Source organism: Yersinia vastinensis (assembly GCF_902726565.1).
GTDB classification, from domain to species: Bacteria; Pseudomonadota; Gammaproteobacteria; order Enterobacterales; family Enterobacteriaceae; genus Yersinia; species Yersinia vastinensis.
The window spans coordinates 212574-228767 of record NZ_CACVAF010000005.1 but is presented as its reverse complement, the minus strand read 5'-3'; the positions used below and the strand labels follow the sequence as shown (position 1 = coordinate 228767).

Genomic DNA, 16194 nt, shown 5'->3' with positions numbered 1-16194 from the left:
GTATATGTTAATAAATGTTCAAACTAAGTAATGTCGTCGATACCTGAAAAACTGGTTGAAGGAAATTGCCGTGACTGCCCAAAACAGATTCCGTGATAATGAGATTAGAGCCTCGCGTGGTACAAAGCTGACGGCTAAAAGTTGGTTAACTGAAGCCCCACTGCGCATGCTGATGAATAATCTTGATCCTGAAGTGGCTGAGAATCCTAAAGAATTAGTGGTTTACGGTGGTATTGGCCGTGCGGCCCGTAACTGGGAATGCTATGACAAAATTGTAGAAAGTCTGACTCATCTGAACGACGACGAAACATTGCTGATTCAGTCTGGTAAGCCTGTCGGCGTATTTAAAACTCACAGTAATGCACCTAGAGTTTTAATTGCTAACTCAAATTTAGTTCCTCATTGGGCTAATTGGGAACATTTCAACGAACTTGATGCTAAAGGGTTAGCCATGTATGGCCAGATGACCGCTGGTAGTTGGATCTATATTGGGAGTCAGGGCATTGTGCAAGGCACCTATGAAACCTTCGTAGAGGCTGGTCGGCAGCACTTTGGTGGTAGCTTAAAAGGGCGCTGGGTATTAACGGCAGGATTAGGGGGGATGGGCGGCGCACAGCCACTGGCGGCAACCTTGGCCGGTGCTTGTTCTCTCAATATTGAGTGTCAACAGAGCCGTATCGACTTTCGTCTTAAAACTCGTTATGTCGATGAACAAGCGGCTAATCTGGATGATGCACTCGCGCGTATTGAAAAATACACCGCTGCGGGTGACGCGGTTTCCATCGCCTTGTGTGGCAACGCGGCAGAGATTTTACCTGAGTTAGTTCGCCGTGGGGTTCGCCCGGATATGGTGACAGACCAAACCAGCGCCCATGACCCGTTGAATGGTTATCTGCCAAAAGGCTGGAGTTGGGAAGAGTATCGTCAGCGTGCTCAACGTGAGCCGGTTCTCGTGGTCAATGCTGCTAAGAAATCAATGGCAGAACATGTTGAAGCGATGCTGGCTTTCCACAACATGGGTATCCCAACATTTGACTACGGCAATAATATTCGCCAGATGGCACTAGATATGGGTGTTACTCAGGCTTTTGATTTCCCTGGTTTTGTACCTGCTTATATCCGCCCACTGTTTTGCCGTGGTATTGGCCCGTTCCGTTGGGCTGCACTTTCCGGCGATCCTACCGATATTTATAAAACAGATGCAAAAGTTAAAGAACTTATCCCTGATGATGAACATTTACATCATTGGTTGGATATGGCGCGTGAAAGAATCAGCTTCCAAGGGCTACCCGCACGTATTTGCTGGGTCGGCTTAGGTCAGCGTGCGAAGTTGGGGCTGGCTTTTAACGAGATGGTGCGTACCGGCGAGTTGTCGGCCCCCATCGTGATTGGTCGTGACCATCTGGATTCTGGCTCGGTTGCTAGCCCTAACCGTGAGACTGAAGCCATGCAGGACGGTTCCGATGCTGTATCGGACTGGCCATTACTTAACGCGCTACTGAACACAGCGAGTGGCGCAACGTGGGTGTCACTGCATCATGGCGGCGGGGTAGGAATGGGCTTCTCGCAACATTCGGGCATGGTAGTTGTGTGTGATGGCAGCGATGAAGCCGCTGAACGTATCGCTCGAGTCTTACATAATGATCCGGCAACTGGCGTGATGCGCCATGCTGATGCGGGTTATGACATCGCCATTAATTGTGCACAAGAGCAGGGGCTGAACTTGCCAATGGTTGCCGCGACACGAGGTAAACAATAATGAAAACAACTCTCGAAACAATGACCCTGCGTCCCGGCCAAATGACGCTGGCTGATTTGCGGCATATTTATCAGCATCCCGTGCATATCACTCTGGATGAAAGTGCTCATTCTGCCATTCAGCAAAGTGTAGATTGCGTCCAGGCCATTTTGGCAGAGAAGCGTACGGCTTATGGAATCAATACCGGATTTGGTTTATTGGCATCGACCCGTATTGCTACCGAAGATTTAGAAAATCTGCAACGCTCGATTGTTCTTTCTCATGCCGCAGGGGTGGGTGAACCAAATGACGATGCAATTGTTCGCCTGATTATGGTATTAAAAATCAATAGCTTGGCCCGTGGTTTTTCAGGGATTCGCTTGGATGTTATTCAGGCGTTGATAACTTTAGTTAATGCTCAGGTTTATCCCCATATTCCGCTAAAAGGCTCAGTGGGGGCTTCCGGTGATTTGGCTCCACTGGCACATATGAGTTTGCTGCTGTTAGGTGAAGGCCAAGCTCGTTATCAAGGCGAATGGTTAGATGCGCGTACCGCACTGGCTAAAGCCGGTTTGCAGCCGCTTACACTGGCGGCAAAAGAGGGGCTGGCACTGCTTAATGGCACGCAGGTTTCTACCGCTTATGCACTGCGTGGCTTATTTGAGGCTGAAGACCTTTATGCTGCGGCTTCTGTTTTTGGTAGTTTGACGGTGGAAGCAGCGTTAGGTTCTCGCAGCCCGTTTGATGCACGCATACATGCAGTGAGAGGCCAGCGTGGCCAAATTGATGCGGCCACTGTCTATCGTCACTTGCTTGGCGAGCGTAGTGAAGTCTCTGAATCTCATCGTAATTGCGATAAAGTTCAAGACCCGTACTCGCTACGTTGTCAGCCTCAGGTTATGGGAGCTTGCTTGACTCAAATGCGTCAGGCGGCAGAGGTTCTGGAGATTGAATCTAATGCGGTGTCAGACAACCCCTTGGTTTTTGCTGAACAAGGCGATGTCTTGTCTGGTGGTAACTTCCATGCCGAACCCGTCGCTATGGCGGCGGATAATCTGGCGCTGGTATTAGCAGAAATCGGCTCATTATCCGAACGGCGTATTTCACTATTGATGGACAAACATATGTCACAGTTACCCCCATTCTTGGTGGAGAACGGTGGCGTAAACTCTGGCTTTATGATTGCTCAAGTCACCGCAGCAGCATTGACCAGTGAGAATAAAGGACTGGCATTCCCTTCGAGTGTCGATAGCATCCCAACTTCTGCCAATCAGGAAGATCATGTTTCTATGGCTCCTCGTGCGGGCAAGCGCCTATGGGAAATGGCGGAAAACGTGCGCGGTATTCTAGCTGTGGAGTGGTTGGCTGCATGTCAGGGGCTGGATTTACGTAAAGGGTTGAAGACATCAGATACGCTGGAGCGTGCGCGCCATCAGTTGCGCCAGCACGTGGCTTACTACGAAAAAGATCGTTTCTTTGCCCCCGATATTGAAGCCGCAAGTCAACTTATTACCCTGCGCCATTTGAATGAGCTGATGCCCCCGCATCTACTACCAAGCCTTTAATAAATTATAGAATAATAAGCAGTCATTACATTGACCTATAGGTGGTCCCGGTTACCGGGATCACCCTCTCTGAACCCCTGCCTGAAAGGGCGCGAATCTTGCGAGAATGTACCATGAAGAATGATTCATCCACGCTCAAACGCGGGCTTAGCGCCCGGCATATCCGGTTCATGGCGTTAGGTTCCGCCATTGGAACTGGCTTATTTTATGGCTCTGCCGAGGCCATCCGTCTTGCGGGACCTGCTGTTTTACTCGCCTATCTAATTGGTGGTAGTGCCGTATTTATGGTAATGCGCGCACTGGGTGAAATGGCCGTACATGACCCTGTTGCAGGCTCTTTTGGTCACTATGCCAGCCGCTACCTTGGGCCTCTGGCCGGTTTTCTGACCGGTTGGACGTATACCTTTGAGATGATTATTGTGGCGTTGGCCGATGTCACGGCGTTCGGCATTTATATGGGGCTATGGTTCCCTGATGCGCCGCAATGGGTTTGGGTGCTAAGTATCATTTTCTTTATTGGTGCGCTAAATCTCTGTTCAGTCAAAGTTTTTGGTGAAATGGAGTTTTGGTTATCTCTGCTAAAAGTGACTGCGATTATTGCCATGATAGCGGCAGGGCTAGGTATTATGATGTTTGGCTTTGGTGCGGGTCATGAAAGTACGGGAGTCAGCAATTTATGGTCTCATCAAGGGTTTATGCCTAACGGTATGACGGGAGTGATTGCCTCATTTGCTGTGGTGATGTTTGCATTTGGTGGAATCGAAATTATTGGTGTTACTGCCAGTGAGGCGAAGAACCCAGAAAAAGTCTTACCGCGTGCGATCAATACTGTTCCTGTACGTATTCTGCTGTTCTATGTTTTGACCCTATTTGTTCTGATGGCTATCTATCCATGGAATAGCATTGGACAAAATGGTAGCCCCTTTGTAGAAATCTTCAGTAGTTTAGGTATTAGCTCTGCAGCCAATATTCTGAATTTGGTGGTTATCACCGCCGCGATTTCTGCAATTAATAGTGATATTTATGGGGCAGGCCGCATGATGTATGGCATGGCTCAAGAAGGGTTGGCACCTAAATGTTTTAGCCGCCTGACTCGTAACGGTGTGCCATGGATGACTATTCTGGTGATGGCAATTGCGCTGTTATGTGGCGTGGTGCTGAATTATTTGATCCCGAAAAATGTGTTTTTGATTATTGCCTCAATTGCGACTTTTGCGACTGTTTGGGTCTGGTTAATGATTCTGATTTCCCAAGTCGCGATGCGCCGTTCTATGAGTAAAGAAAATGTAGCTCGTCTAACCTTCCCGGTGCCATTCTGGCCAGTCGCCCCCATCCTAACCATTATTTTTATGGCATTTATTATCGCCGTTTTGGGGTATTTCCCAGACACCCGAATTGCGATGTATGTTGGTTTGACGTGGGTTGCATTAATGACCCTAGCTTGGTGGGTTTGGTTGCGTAAAGCACCACCACGCGTCATTCAAGAACCGATTGAAAGTAGCGAGGGGTAATCCTATTAGGGGGTTCATTAGCCGCTAACAGTAAGTTCAGCGGCTTAATTTATTCTGTTAATTTGGCTTGGGAGACTCTACCCATTAAGCTCTAATTGAGGGGTAATTCAAAAATTATAATGTTACAGACAATGTAATATCACTGAAAGAGACAATAGAGGTCGGAATATTAAGCTATTCGTGGATGTTTATTTGATAATAATAACTGCATGATAATTTATTAGTTCCTCACTATATACCAAGATAATGTTTTGCGTTTAAAGTAGCGGCATAGACAGAGGGTGATAAACTGACCTCAATTGTGCACGATTATATAAAAACGGAGTAGCGGCCATGCCTGCCATAGCCATTAAGCGGTGGATTAAACGGATTGTTCTGGTTTTGGTGGTAATGTCCGTTACCATACTGGCAATACGAATTTACGATACACAACGTGGACCGAAGCTTGAGCTTTGGCATACGTTCGTCCCTCATGATATGCGTGCCGCCGACATTGATAAATCCAATTGGGCGGATTACATAAAAGCTGAAAACGCGCTTTTTGATGAAGTTCGGATTAACGTTACCGAAAAACTGGAGCCGAGAACTCAGGTTCCACTCAACCGTTATTATTCGGGCAGTGCGATTTATCCACCTCATTTTAAAAATGACTGGAATCGCTCTTATATTCTGCAACCTGAAGGTAAGCCTAAGGGTGCTGTTGTATTACTACATGGTTTAACTGATACCCCGTATAGCTTGCGCCATATTGCTGAAAACTATCGCGAGCGCGGATATGTGGCCATTGGCATTCGTTTACCGGCTCATGGCACGGTGCCTGCTGGTTTGACTGATGTTGAGTGGCAAGACTGGCTGGCGGCAACACGTCTGGCAGTCCGTGAAGCCAAAGCACTGAGTGGCCCGGATTTACCCTTGCATGTTGTTGGTTTCTCCAATGGTGGTGCGCTGGCGATGAAGTACACGTTGGACTCATTGGATGATCCGACACTGGCAAAACCTGCGCGGGTTATATTGATATCCCCAATGATTGGTGTGACAAGCTTTGCTCGTTTTGCGGGTATTGCCGGTTGGCCCGCTATTTTCCCGGCCTTTGCGAAAGCGGCTTGGTTGGGGATCGTACCTGAGTTTAATCCATTCAAGTACAACTCATTCCCGGTTAATGCTGCTCGCCAGTCCTATTTATTGACGTCCGTATTGCAACAGCAAATTGCACGTGATGCGAGAAACAATAAAATGGAAGAGTTACCGCCGATCCTGACTTTCCAGTCATTAATGGACTCCACCGTCAGCACCCGAGCGGTAGTCACCGCCCTCTACAATCACTTACCGAAAAATGGTAGTGAAGTGGTACTGTTCGATTTGAATCGTGCAGCCAGTTTTGGGCCATTATTAAGAACATCTTCTTATACTGCGTTGGCACGTTTACTGCCGCCGCCACCACGTAATTACAGCACAACGATAATTACCAATGTTTCTCCGCAAAGTAATGAAACCGTAGCGTTGACCACTCTGGCAGGGGAAACGAATGAAACGTCAGTTCCTACCGGGCTGATTTATCCACCGGATATTTTCTCGCTTTCTCACGTAGCATTGCCATTCCCGATGAGCGATTCACTGTATGGCCGCTATCCTGAACCACGTGACCAATATGGTATCAGTTTAGGGACCTTCGCCGCCCGTGGTGAGCGTGCTGTGCTGGTTGTTGGGTTAGATTCTTTGATGCGAATTTCATCGAATCCGTTCTATCCCTATATGTTGCAGCGTATCGATGACAAGATAGACATGCCAGCAAAGTAAGATGATATCTCAAGCCCCCAAATCGGGGGCTTTTTCATAATGAGTGCCATACTTTCAAGTCGGACGTGTTCTTCATCTTTATTGACCCTGAAAGGAAAGCACTATGTCTATTGAAAAAGTCGTATACCGCGCCAAAGCTAAAGCCACTGGTGGCCGTGATGGTCGTGCAACATCCTCTGATGGTGTACTGGATGTGAAATTAGGTGTTCCTAAAGAAATGGGCGGCGCTGGCGGTGCGGTCACTAATCCGGAACAGTTGTTTGCTGCTGGTTACTCTGCTTGTTTCCTCGGTGCGCTGAAGTTTGTTGCATCAAAAGAAAAGGTAAAAGTACCTGACGATGCTAACATCGAGGGTACGGTGGGGATCGGCGCGATTCCAACCGGTTTTGGCATTGAAGTTCAACTGGATATCAGCCTGCCGGGCATTGAACGTAGTGTGGCAGAAGATTTGGTGAAAAAAGCACATGTTGTCTGCCCGTACTCCAATGCAACCCGTGGCAATATCGATGTCACTTTGAATATTAAATAAATCAATAATTCCCTAAGAAGCTCATGAGAAATTTCTTGTGGGCTTTTGTTTGTTCAATTCTCCTCCACTGCAATCTTTTATGCTCTATTTTCAAACAAATAAGTGGATATATCCTCCACAGATTATGTGTTTGCTCGCGGAATGGAACATTAAGAGTGAGTAAGATAATTCTGTAATTGAAATCAATAGCGCGCTTATGAGCTTGGTACTGAACCTGAGGGGGGGTTCACTGTCTGATTGATTTAAGCCGCAAATAGTGTCTTTGGAGACCTTGCGTTATATGGACAGAGTTAAATCTTTATCGCAGCAAAGTATTTCTTTGTTGTTGGCTGTTTATATTGGTATTTTTCTGAATATCTCTGTCTTTTATCGTCGTTTTGACACCTTTAGCCAAGGTATCCAAGGCATAAAAGTGGTGTCCGCTATCATTGAAGTGATGGCCATTATTCTGTTTACCTTTTTTGTCATGCGAGTTATCTCCCTGGGTGGCCGCTGGTTTTACCGTGTTGTGGCAACCTTATTAGTCTTAATTTCTGTTGCTGCCAGCTATTACATGACTTTTTTTAACGTCGTGATTGGTTATGGCATCGTTATTTCTGTACTGACCACGGATACGGACCTTTCTAAAGAAGTCATTGGGCTTCATTTTGTTATCTGGATGCTACTGGTCAGCGCGTTACCTCTGCTCCTTATCTGGAGAAATACCCTGCGTTTGACCTTACTTGAGCAATTTCGCACGCCAGGTCAACGTATTAAACCTGTCTTATGGATGGTTGCCGCCGCCGCGCTGGTTTGGTTACCTATTCGTTATCTGGACAAAGTGCAACATATAGATGAGCAATTGAAAACCGTGGATTTACCCAGCTATGGCGGTGTGGTTGCTCACTCATATTTACCTTCTAACTGGCTGGCTGCATTGGGTTTATATGCCTATACCCAATATGATGAGAAGTATGATGCGGCAACATTATATGACCCGACGGAGCATCATACTTATATTGCCCCCGCCGGTATTGATGACACCTATGTTGTCTTTATCATTGGCGAAACGACTCGCTGGGATCATATGGGGCTATTGGGATATTCACGAGATACGACGCCGCGCCTGAGTAAAGAAAAGAATTTGGTCGCTTTTCGCGGTACATCTTGTGATACCTCCACCAAACTTTCATTGCGCTGTATGTTTGTGCGTGAAGGAGGAGCGGAAGATAATCCGCAGCGGACGCTGAAAGAGCAAAATGTGTTTGCCGTACTAAAATCCTTGGGGTTCACCTCGGAACTGTTCGCCATGCAGAGCGAGATGTGGTTCTACAATAATGCGAATACCGATAATTATTCATTCCGAGAATTGATTGCTTCAGAGAAGCGTAATGATGATAAACCGGTGGACGACATGCTGCTGGTTGATGAGTTGAAAGAGTCTTTGGCTCGTTATCCTGTCGGTAAGCATTTGGTCGTGCTGCACACCAAAGGGTCACATTACCTTTATTCTCAACGTTATCCCCGCAGCTATGCCCGCTATCAGCCTGAATGTATGGGAGTAGATGATTTTTGCAGTAAGCAGCAACTGGTTAATGCTTTTGATAACAGCGTGTTGTATACGGATTCGTTTATTGCCAACGTAATTGATCAAATGCGTGATAAGAAGGCTATTGTGTTCTATGCCGCAGACCATGGGGAATCGATTGACGATAACTCCCACTTCCATGGCACGCCACGGGAAATGGCACCATCAGAACAATTCCGCGTACCATTAATGGTCTGGACATCAGATAAATTTCTGGCGCAGCCGGAACATCTCGCTTCGTTTGAACAACTACAAGCTGAACAGCGTGTCGGTAAAACTCATCGTCAGGTTGAATTATTTGACTCCATTCTAGGGTGTTTAGGTTATAGCTCGCCGGATGGTGGAATTAATACCGCTAATAATTGGTGTCAGGCGCCGGTGCGGCATGTTCAGCCTACTATTTAATCAATTAGTCATATAAGTATCATCTGATATGATTTGATTTTTGAACCAATCCACATCGGAATTATAAGGTTGCGGTATACTCCAGTTCAGGTCCCTCCTCGGCTGGAGTCTTCAATGACTTACCGTGTTGTTTTTATTGATGATCATGACATTGTGCGATCAGGTTTTGCCCAGCTACTGGCTCTGGAAGATGATATTCAGGTCGTGGGGGAGTTCAGTTCTGCGAAACAGGCGCGTGCCGGGTTACCGGGCCTGCAGGCGAATATCTGTATTTGTGATATTTCCATGCCTGATGAAAGTGGATTGGACTTGTTGAAAGACCTCCCTTCGGGAATGGGGGTCATTATGCTGTCGATGCATGATAGCCCGGCGTTGGTGGAAATGGCACTGGAACGCGGTGCGCGCGGTTTTCTGTCTAAACGTTGTAAACCCGAAGATTTAGTTTCCGCTGTACGCACTGTGGGCAGCGGTGGCGTCTATCTGATGCCCGAAATTGCCCAAAAACTCGCCCGTATTGCGGTTGACCCTCTAACTCGCCGGGAGCGCGAGGTTGCCGTGTTATTGGCACAAGGTAGAGAAGTTCGCGAGATTGCTGAGTTACTCGGCCTGTCACCCAAGACCGTCCATGTTCATCGCGCCAATTTATTTTCCAAATTAGGTGTTAGCAATAATGTTGAGTTGGCCAAGCAGGTGCTGAATCTATGATGCAGCGCTTGGTCATGCTGTTGGCATTATTCTTTATTTATACCACCGCCGCTTTTTGTTTATGGTCAGTTGGAACCCAACTTGTTGACCGCCCTTTACAGGCCATGTTGATGTTCCCTTTTGGCCTGCGTATCGGGATCTTATTACAAAGTCCACGTCAGTATTGGCCAGGCATTCTGCTTGGTGATGCCTTGTTATGGTGGTTGCTAACCGACCAGTTTGGTTATGTGGATTTACTGTGGTTTGCTATCCCTTTGTTGCTGGCAACCACGTTATTGGCGGCGTTTGCTTCTCCTTGGCTATTGCGCCATCAGAAAACGGAAAGCGAATGGCAATGGCCTTTAATGCAAGGGGCTGTGATTGTCGGCGCGGCGTTAATACAGGCGTTAGGATGGCAAATAGCCAGTAACCAAGGTGCGATGGCCCTGCTGTTGGGGCTGGTGGGTGGTTTCACGATTGCACCGACTTGCCTTTTATTATGGCACTATCTGACACGCCAAATTTGGCTGCCTCTAGAACCGGGGCTGATTCATAAACCCATTAATTTGCGTCTGCACCATATCATCTGGTATCTGCTGCTATTTGCATTGAGCATCTGGTTACAGAATCAAGTGACTGAGTCGGATTTATACCTGTTTGCTCCATTCTGTTTGGCAATCCCGATTGTCTTCATGGCGTATCGCTACGGGTGGCAGGGGGCCTCTGTTGCTACATTGCTCAATGGAGTGGTGTTATTGATCAATACTCCGACGCAATTAGATTCTCATCGCGACTTGCTGTTGTCGCTATTGGCGCAAAGTCTGACGGGCTTATTGCTGGGAGCTGGAATTCAGCGGCAGCGGGAGTTGAATCAGCAATTGCAAATACGTCTAAATGAAAATCGTCAGTTGGCTAAAGCCCTCGTGGTGGCAGAAGAGCATGCTCGGCGTGATGTGGCTCGTGAGTTGCATGATGAGGTGGGGCAGACGGTCACAGTCATCCGTACTCAGGCCAGTGTAATTAAGCGATTAACCACTCAGCAGCCTGTTTTGGCCAGTGCTGAGATGATAGAGACACAAGCATTACGGGTCTATGATGGCGTCCATGATGTTCTCGCCAAGTTATGGCCTGCGGCATTAAATAATCTACCGCTGTCGGCCGCCATTGCGGCCTTAATGCGTGAGCTTATTCCGCAAGATCAATCTGTTGTGGGTGTGTTGCACTGGCAACTGGATGATGACCCCATTGATGAGACGCTCAAAATTACGCTTTATCGCATCTGCCAAGAAGGCGTTACTAATGCTTATCGGCACGGTGCGGCCAGCCGGATTGAGATTAATGCCAGACAAGATAGTCAAAATATCTATCTCACGATCCGCGATAATGGAAAAGGTATCGATTTGGCCACACTCACGCCAGGTTATGGGTTGCGAGGGATGCAATCGCGGGTGAGTGCATTAGGCGGGAATTTTAGTTTAAGTGTGGATCAAGGGACGTGTTTGAATGTGATCCTGCCCACAGTTTCCTTGCCCGCGCATCAAAACTAAGAAATATTCTCGTATACGGCGGGAATATCCCTAATTCGTTTCGCATGCATACGCATCATGATGGTTGCACTTGCAAAAAATCCTAAGGTTCAACATGTGGTCCTTTCTCAAAAGTCGTGATAGCCAGTCAATTGTCACGAATCAGGAACAAATTGATTCGTCTTATAAATACTGGCGCATTCAATTAATGTGGACGATGTACATCGGCTACGCTGCTTTTTATTTCACTCGCAAAAGTTTTAACTTCATCATGCCGGCCATGCTCAGTGACTTAGGCCTAACGATGTCTGATGTGGGGATTTTAGGTACGCTGTTTTATATCACCTATGGCTGCTCTAAGTTTATTTCCGGGATGATCAGTGACCGCTCAAACCCACGTTATTTTATGGGGATTGGCCTGATTATGACGGGGGTTATCAATATCCTGTTCGGTATGAGTTCCTCATTGTTGGTGTTTGGTTCCCTGTGGATCCTTAATGCTTTCTTCCAAGGTTGGGGCTGGCCACCATGCTCAAAAATACTCACCAGTTGGTATTCTCGCTCAGAACGCGGTAGTTGGTGGGCTATTTGGAATACGTCGCACAATTTTGGTGGCGCGTTAATTCCGCTGCTGGTCGGTTTTATTTCTCTGCACTTTAGCTGGCGCTACGGCATGATTATTCCCGGTATTATCGGTGTGGTGATAGGCTTACTGATGTGTTGGCGTCTGCGAGATAAACCCAGCACGATGGGGCTGCCAAGTGTAGGCAAGTGGCGTAATGATGCCATGGAATTGGTGCAGGAATCGGAAGGCCAAGGGCTGTCGAATAAAGAAATAGTGAAGCGCTATGTATTAACCAATAAATATATTTGGTTGCTGGCAGTGTCTTATGTGCTGGTTTATATCGTTCGTACTGCGATTAATGACTGGGGTAATCTCTATCTGACGCAAGAGAAAGGCTATTCCTTAATGACGGCTAACTCGGCGATTTCATTATTTGAAGTCGGTGGGTTTATTGGTTCTCTGGTTGCTGGTTGGGGATCTGATAAGTGGTTCCGTGGTAATCGTGGTCCGATGAATCTGATCTTTGCCATCGGGATATTCCTCTCAGTTGCGTCATTGTGGATGATGCCCGGCATTAGCTATGTATTGCAGGCGGGGTGTTTCTTCGCCATTGGCTTCTTTATTTTTGGCCCACAGATGCTGATTGGCATGGCGGCGGCTGAATGTTCACATAAAGATGCTGCGGGAGCGGCCACAGGCTTTGTTGGGTTGTTTGCCTACTTAGGCGCAGCCTTATCAGGTTATCCGATTGCGCGCGTGATGGAGGTCTGGCACTGGAATGGTTTCTTTGTGGTTATCTCTGTGGCAGCTTGTTTATCCGCTTTCTTCTTACTGCCATTCTTGCGGGCACAATCACCTCAACTGAAGCCCGCTCAAGCTTAATTTTCACCTGAATGATTCTGTTTTAACCGCTGGTGATGCTTTTAACAACACTTACCAGCGGGTTGTGAAAAAGTGATTGACGACCTAAATATGTAGCAGTAAGATGCGCCCCAATTCGGCGAGTAGCGCAGCTTGGTAGCGCAACTGGTTTGGGACCAGTGGGTCGGAGGTTCGAATCCTCTCTCGCCGACCAAATTTAAGAACCCTGACGGAAACGTCAGGGTTTTTTTGTGTCTGTTTTTAGCCAGCCCATTCTTAATCTCCTTTTATTTTTTCTTAATCACAGAATGACAGTTTCTTCTCATACTCTCAATAATCTATTTTTATCTTATTTGTATTTATACTCTTTAAGCATATAAATTTATTATTCTTCAAATATATTATATCTACTTTGTAGCATTGACTTTTTTTTATCAAAAACTGCTAATGGATATCGGTTTTTACCGAGTAATATAAATTACATGACAATCACGCTAATTATATTAAATAAGGGATCATATGAATTTAATTCGTGGCAATAATGAAAAAATAAAATTATCCATACTTCCTCTTTCTATAATACTGTCATTCTGTGGGGGTTCTACTGCTTCAGCGGCTAATATCATTGCTGATGAGCGAGCACCCAGTAGCAAACAAGCAGATATACAGATAGAGCGCCAAAATTTACCCGTTCCCTGTCAAATTAAGGTGGGCTGTGGTGAAACGGCAGTTATCAATATTCAAACTCCAGATAAAAATGGGCTGTCACATAATAAATATACTCAATTTGATGCCCCTCACCATAATGACAGGGTTATTATTAATAATGCGTTATCCAGTGATATTAATGGCAATCCATATCTCCAAAGCGAAACTGCAAAAATTATTTTAAATGAAGTGCGTTCTGATAAAGCAAGTATATTGGCTGGGAGCGTAAAACTTGCTGGCCAAGATGCCCATGTAATTATCGCTAACCCATCAGGTATTGACTGCAATGGGTGCTCATTTACAGATATGTATCATCTTACGCTGACGACGGGTGCTCCATCTTTCAGTGATAGTCATAAACTACAAAAATTTGAGGTGCGCGAGGGGAATATAAACATTAATAAAGGGGAAGAAGTAGACACTGGGTTGATGCATGAAAGTCGTCGTAATAAAACAGCTTATCTTGATTTATTCGCTGATAAAGTCAACATTAATGGTCAGCTAACCACGGATAACGCTTTTATCATCGCAGGTAAAAATTTTATCGACTTAGCTGCTCCTGGGCAAAAAATGAATATAAGGCAAATGACTGCCTTTTCAAGAGCACCAAATTATTTCACCAGTGTTGATGTCAGTGATATGGGGGGGATGTACGCAAAGAAAATACGTATTATTTCAGAAGGTAATACAATAAATTCAAACGTAATTGATTCAAAGGGATTGATCTCAATTGATGCGGGCGGAGAAATTAGAAATACAGGAGTAATAAGATCGGATGATATTAAATCACGCCCTAATAGCTATAGAGGAAAAGAATGGCAGGAGCCAGGAAAGAGTAAGTGGAGCCAAGTTTCTTTGGTCGAAAAATCAAAACAGATAAAAAAAGCGGGAGGAATATAACCTTTAAATTATAAGCCCTTCCCGACAAATATTAAATAAGTACTCATGTGCTGATTGAGAAATTAGCCACAGTTGTGGCTAATTTCTCTTATTAAGATGTGGATTAATTGAAATGGAGTTTATTAGATGGAATTTAAAGTGATAAGTAATGAAACTCCAGATAGTCATAATAGAAAACCAGCAGGATTAGCCTTATTACTTCTTTGGGTTTTTATGTTTATCTTCCCTTTTATTGCTTACGCTGAAGTCAATACCACTCAAACAGCTATTTTAGAACAACAGCAACGAGATTTAAAAAATCGCCTCATGCCGCCACTGTCTCATGCCCAGATAGAAAGTGAACCAGCAATAACGGACGACGCTATCCCTTTTGATGAAATATCCTGTCTGGCCATCAATCGCGTAGAACTGGTTAACGTAAATTTTTTTCCCAATATGACACGCTTAATGCAATGGGCGAAGCAGGCCCAAGGGCAATGTTTAGGTGAAAAAGGATTGTCAGCTCTGCGGAATAAACTTCAGTGGCAACTGGTGGATGACGGATATATCACATCGCAAGTAGCGTTCACGGCAGAGAGTTATTTTGACGGTGTACTTTCCCTGACATTGATTCCCGGCAGAGTCAGTGGCATTGAACATCATAAAGCCAGTGATAATTATGCGCAGCTAAAGACGTTATTCCCTAATAGGGTCGGTGATTTGGTGAATTTGCGTCATATTGAACAAGGCTTAGAAAATCTGCAACGTTTACCGTCGGTGAGTGCCACCATGGATATTGAATTAAATCGGGAGGATTTAGCGAGCCAGATTGTGGTTAATCGGCAGCAATCTCGTTTCTGGCGAATCAATACTTTTCTTGATGATGCGGGCCATCATGCTATTGGTCGTTATCGTGCGGGTGCTACCTTTTATCTCGATAACCCATTATCGCTCAGTGATCTGGCTTATTTTTATGCCAGCCGAGAACTGGATAATCATCATGACAAAGGTTATCGCAATTTTGCCTTACATTACTCTGCACCCTTCGGCAACTGGCTGTGGAGTATGACGGGCAGCGGAGGCCGTCACTACCAAACACTGTTAATTGCTGATATCGCCTTTAAATATCATACACGGTGGCGATCATTGGATATGCAAGTTCAGCGGCTTTTGATGCGAGGCCCTAACTATAAAACAGTGGGTCATACTGGTGTATTAATCCGTAAATCCCATCGTTTTTTTGCAGATACAGAGCTGGAGGTTCAGCGACAGGATGCGGTTGACTGGCAACTCGGGTTACAGCACCTTCACTATACCCGCTGGGCTACTATAAGAGGTGGGGTTAATTATCAACAGGGGACTCAATGGTTTGGCATGGGCAGTAAAGTCCCCCCTGCAACCAAGTTAGTCAATATTGCTGCTTCGTTGGACATTCCTTTTACATTGGATAAGCAACGGTTTTATTTTCAACCGACATTCAGCCAGCAATTTACTCGCTCTGACCTTGTGATGCAGGATAAATTTTCTATCGGTGGGCGGAGTTCCGTGCGTGGTTTTCCAACCAGTAGTGCGCTGGCGGGGTCACAAGGGTGGTTTTTAAAAAATGATATTGCCTGGCAGCATCAACAGAGCGGCAGCCAGCTATATGTGGGTATGGATTATGGTGAAGTCAGTGAAAAAGGGGAGCCATTCTTGTTGGGGGATCGTTTAGTGGGGGCTGTTGCGGGGGTTCGAGGCAGTTACCATCGGTTGGGCTATGATTTTAATATTGGCATCCCGCTGGAAAAACCTGCTCATTTTAATACCGACCCTGTCGTTTTTGGTTTTATACTTAATTGGCAATATTAGTAAATGACCAC

At 45.9% G+C, this 16194-nt stretch carries 11 protein-coding genes and 1 tRNA gene; all 12 read left to right on the top strand.

Features of this window, described 5'->3' with window-relative positions; genetic code table 11:
- Positions 1-70: 70 nt before the first annotated feature.
- Positions 71-1759, top strand: coding sequence for a urocanate hydratase (hutU, locus tag HUZ92_RS09670; protein WP_050099461.1), 1689 nt, complete (start codon positions 71-73; stop codon positions 1757-1759).
- On the top strand, positions 1759-3303 hold the full coding sequence (gene hutH / locus HUZ92_RS09665) for a histidine ammonia-lyase (protein WP_174846816.1): 1545 nt from the start codon (positions 1759-1761) through the stop codon (positions 3301-3303). Before hutU ends, hutH begins: the two co-directional genes overlap by 1 nt.
- A gap of 113 nt (positions 3304-3416) precedes the next feature.
- Positions 3417-4814 carry an amino acid permease gene (locus tag HUZ92_RS09660; protein WP_145579512.1) on the top strand — a complete coding sequence of 466 codons (1398 nt, stop codon included), beginning with the start codon at positions 3417-3419 and terminating at the stop codon, positions 4812-4814.
- 333 nt (positions 4815-5147) lie between these two features.
- Positions 5148-6611 (top strand): alpha/beta hydrolase, encoded by a 1464-nt coding sequence (locus tag HUZ92_RS09655; RefSeq protein ID WP_050099464.1) that lies wholly within the window; start codon positions 5148-5150, stop codon positions 6609-6611.
- Between the two features lie 103 nt (positions 6612-6714).
- Entirely contained in the window at positions 6715-7140 is a 426-nt protein-coding gene (locus tag HUZ92_RS09650) for an organic hydroperoxide resistance protein (protein ID WP_050099465.1), read from the top strand.
- A gap of 280 nt (positions 7141-7420) precedes the next feature.
- Positions 7421-9112: a kdo(2)-lipid A phosphoethanolamine 7''-transferase gene (gene eptB / locus HUZ92_RS09645; RefSeq protein WP_050099466.1), complete on the top strand. Its 1692-nt coding sequence runs from the start codon at positions 7421-7423 to the stop codon at positions 9110-9112.
- A gap of 114 nt (positions 9113-9226) precedes the next feature.
- Complete coding sequence (gene uhpA, locus HUZ92_RS09640; protein ID WP_050295676.1) at positions 9227-9817, top strand: transcriptional regulator UhpA; 591 nt, start codon at positions 9227-9229, stop codon at positions 9815-9817.
- A complete protein-coding gene (uhpB, locus tag HUZ92_RS09635; RefSeq protein ID WP_050140045.1) occupies positions 9814-11343 on the top strand; it encodes a signal transduction histidine-protein kinase/phosphatase UhpB in 1530 nt (509 codons plus the stop codon). The genes uhpA and uhpB overlap by 4 nt, the downstream gene beginning before the upstream one ends.
- A gap of 94 nt (positions 11344-11437) precedes the next feature.
- Positions 11438-12769 (top strand): MFS transporter, encoded by a 1332-nt coding sequence (gene uhpC / locus HUZ92_RS09630; protein WP_050099469.1) that lies wholly within the window; start codon positions 11438-11440, stop codon positions 12767-12769.
- 116 nt (positions 12770-12885) lie between these two features.
- A tRNA-Pro gene (locus tag HUZ92_RS09625) sits at positions 12886-12962 on the top strand.
- Positions 12963-13267: 305 nt separating this feature from the next.
- Positions 13268-14356 carry a filamentous hemagglutinin N-terminal domain-containing protein gene (locus HUZ92_RS09620; protein ID WP_072086617.1) on the top strand — a complete coding sequence of 363 codons (1089 nt, stop codon included), beginning with the start codon at positions 13268-13270 and terminating at the stop codon, positions 14354-14356.
- Between the two features lie 126 nt (positions 14357-14482).
- A complete protein-coding gene (locus HUZ92_RS09615) occupies positions 14483-16183 on the top strand; it encodes a ShlB/FhaC/HecB family hemolysin secretion/activation protein (RefSeq protein WP_145579511.1) in 1701 nt (566 codons plus the stop codon).
- The last annotated feature ends 11 nt before the right edge of the window (positions 16184-16194 follow it).